Raw genomic sequence first — 328 nt, 5'->3', positions numbered from 1 at the left:
GTAGAAGTACCTGCAGGGCCGACGGATGCCGTTGAAAACACGCCAATCGTGACACCGATCACAACACCAATAGGTGTAGTACCGCCAGCGACAGAGGGCATCGGTAATGAAGGTACATTCCCGCCAGACACAACAGTGGAATGGCAGACATCACCGGATGTATCCAAGCCGGGCACGACAACAGGCACAGTAGTGGTGACGTATCCAGACGGTACAAAAGATGTGGTAACAGTACCAGTGACAGTAGAAGTACCTGCAGGGCCGACGGATGCCGTTGAAAACACGCCAATCGTGACACCGATCACAACACCAATAGGTGTAGTACCGC

1 protein-coding gene is annotated in these 328 nt (G+C 53.4%); it reads left to right on the top strand.

Annotation, left to right across the window (positions count from 1 at the left end; genetic code table 11):
* The coding region (locus ERX27_RS11275; RefSeq protein WP_133432866.1) for a Rib/alpha-like domain-containing protein at positions 1-328 on the top strand (328 nt) is incomplete at both ends.

Origin of the sequence: Macrococcus brunensis (assembly GCF_004359615.1) — a bacterium.
Lineage (GTDB): Bacteria > Bacillota > Bacilli > Staphylococcales > Staphylococcaceae > Macrococcus > Macrococcus brunensis.
This window is presented reverse-complemented; position numbering and strand designations above follow the sequence as displayed.